The 2,701-nt window shown below is 77.2% G+C and carries 2 protein-coding genes; both read right to left on the bottom strand.

Annotated elements, in window-relative coordinates:
- Positions 1-46: 46 nt before the first annotated feature.
- The gene (locus tag GUY61_RS37230) at positions 47-1,216 is read right to left on the bottom strand and encodes an ADP-ribosylglycohydrolase family protein (protein WP_166634709.1); all 1,170 of its coding nucleotides are present in this window, start codon (positions 1,214-1,216) and stop codon (positions 47-49) included.
- A gap of 7 nt (positions 1,217-1,223) precedes the next feature.
- The gene (locus tag GUY61_RS37225) at positions 1,224-2,612 is read right to left on the bottom strand and encodes an ADP-ribosylglycohydrolase family protein (protein WP_398958305.1); all 1,389 of its coding nucleotides are present in this window, start codon (positions 2,610-2,612) and stop codon (positions 1,224-1,226) included.
- Positions 2,613-2,701: the final 89 nt, after the last annotated feature.

Here is a 2,701-nt window from a genome sequence, read left to right as displayed (position 1 = left end):
CGACCAGGAGCGCCGCCGGGCGCGGGGGAGCCGGGGGCGGGCCGCGTCACGGGCGGCCCGCGATCTGCGCGAAGGCGGCCTCGTGGGCCCGGCGGCGATCCTGGTCGCGGGCGAAGACCTCGCGGGTGACGGCGGCGAGACCGGTGGCCGGAGCGCGCAGATCGAGGCGGCTCGACTCGGACACCTCCTGCGCCCAGTCCCGGGGGATCGCGGACTCGCCGCGCAGGGCGCCCACGACGGCGCCTGCCATGGTGGCGATGGAGTCGCAGTCACGGCCGTAGTTGACCGCGCCGAGCACCGTACGGCGGTAGTCGCCGCCGCCGGCGAGCAGCATCCCCAGGGCGATCGGCAGCTCCTCGACGGAGTGCAGTCGTGACGGGCGGCGCGCACCGAGGGAGGGGGCGCGGTAGTCGGGGCCGACCGTGTCGAAGGGGGCGACGGCGGCGCGCAGCGGCCCCCGGGCGGACTCGGTGTCGGTGTGGGCCGCAGCGGTCTCGCAGACCGCCTCGATGGCGGCGCGGGTGCCGTCCTTGGCGAGCGCGAGCGCGTGCGAGACGACGGACTCCGGGGTCGCGCCCGGCAGGAACGCGGCGGCGACCGCGGCGGCGAAGACCCCGGCCGCCTCACGTCCGTACGAGGACTGGTGCGCGCCCGCGATGTCCAGGGCCTCGGCGTACGCGGCCGCCGGATTCGCCGCGTTGACGACGCCGACCGGTGCCGCGTACATCGCCGCCCCGCAGTTGACGATGTTGCCCGTGCCCGCCTCGCGCGGGTCGACATGGCCGTAGTGAAGCCGTGCGACCAGCCATTTCTCGGCGAGGAAGATCCGCTGGAGGGGGAGCGCCTCCGCCTCGAGCTCCGGGATCCAGCGCGGGTTGGTGATCAGGTCGGGCACGAGGTGATCGGCGACGGCGTACGCGTCGAGGTGGTCGCGCACGGTCTCGTAGACCCGTACCAGCGCGTGCGTCATCAGGGTGTCGTCGGTGACGTGGCCGTCGCCCTTGTGGTACGGCGCGATGGGCCTGGCGGTACGCCAGTCCTCGTACCAGGGCCCGACGATGCCGCGCACCGGGCCGCCGTGCCGCCGGGCGATCTGCTCGGGCGTCCAGCCCTCGACCGGACCGCCGAGGGCGTCGCCGACCGCGGCGCCGACCAGGCAGCCCGTCGTCCGGTCCTCCAGTGACAGTGCGGAAGTATGGGGTGATGTGAGCGTCATGCCCGAATCATCCCTCCGGGAGGGTCAGTTCCGTGTGCGCGAGCAGCCCGGCGAGTTCGACGAGATCGGTGCCGGCCAGCCGGGGCAGGACGCAGCCGGACAGCGTCCTGCACGCGCTCCGCCAGGTGCCCGGGATCCCGTCGGCGCCGGTCAGCGCTCCGGTCAGGGCGCCGACGAGGGCCGGCGCGGAATCGGCGACCCGGGACAGGCAGGCGGCGGAGGGCACCGCAGCGGTGAGCGCTCCGCGGGCGGCGGTGGCCAGGGCGAGGGCGACCGGGACGGTTTCCGCCGCGGCGATGCCGTAGCTGTAGACGTGGTCGACGATCTGGTGCTCCAGGACGGGCACCAGCGCGAAGGCGTCCGGGGTCGCCCGGGCCAGGCCGACGGCGTGACGGGCGTTGCGGCCGATCTCGGTGGCCCCGGGCAGCTGTGCGAGCGCGGCGTCCACGCAGGCGTCCACGGGGGCGCCGCCGAGGGCCGCCGCGACGGCCGCCGCCATGGCGCGGGCGCCGTGTACCCCGTCGCCGTCCTGGCTGTAGCGGGCGTCGAACTCGGCCAGTTCGGCGGCGGCGCGCGGGTTCCCGGCGTGTACGACGGCGAGGGCGCAGGCCCTCACACAGGCCGCGTCGTCGAAGTAGTGGGGATTGTCGTGGCCCGTCGCGGGCGGGCGCAGGCCGGTCGCAAGGTTTCCGAGCCCGGCGCGCACGGAGATCCGGGCCCGCAGCGGGATCGCGGCGGACTCGATCTCCGGTGCCTGGTCGGCGGCCGCGGCGACCTCGTCGGCCAGGGCGTTCCACGCGAGGTCGATGGCAGCCCGCATCCGGCGGTCCTTGCTGAGGTCGCTCAGCAGCGCCCCGGCCGCCGTGAGCACCGACTCGGCGGCGAACGCCGCCCACTCCGCGTCGTCGGACGGCCCGAGCCGCAGCGGCTCCGGCGGCTGGTTCAGGGCGATGGGGACGGGCAGCGTGGTCGTGGCGTTCTGCTCCGCGAACGTGTCCAGCTCGCGGGTCAGCCGCCGCGTCCACTCGGGCATCCGCGCCGCCCGGTGCCGGGCTGCGGGCCACCCGGCGGCGTCACCGGAGGCGAGCCCGAGCAGCAGCCCCTCGATCCGGCCCGCGTGCGCGGGCCCCTCGGCCCCGGCTCCGGCCCCGGCCCGTACGACGCCGCGCGCGTGGACGACGACCGGCGGGCCGCCGACGGCGGTCACCGCGGGAGCGGACAGGCCCGGCGACTCCGCCAGGGGCCGGACCGGTACGCCGGTCGCGGCGAGTGCGCACGCGTCATCCGCGGCCGGTGCGCCCGGCGCCTGCGGGGCGCCGGGTTCGGTTTCCGTCGGCAGCCCGGGCCGAACGGTGAGGCGGTCCTGCCGCGCGGGCTCGGGAGGGGCCGGGTACACCGGCGCCGGGCTGAGCGCCGTGGTGGGCGCGGGCGTGGGGTGCGCCTGGGGCCCGGAGGGCGCCCGCGCGGGCTGGGCGGGGCCGGGGG

The sequence above is a fragment of the Streptomyces sp. GC420 genome (assembly GCF_009916105.1).
In the GTDB taxonomy this organism is placed as follows: domain Bacteria; phylum Actinomycetota; class Actinomycetes; order Streptomycetales; family Streptomycetaceae; genus Streptomyces.
Note: the sequence above shows the minus strand (reverse complement) of the source record. Positions and strands in the feature narration are given on the sequence as shown.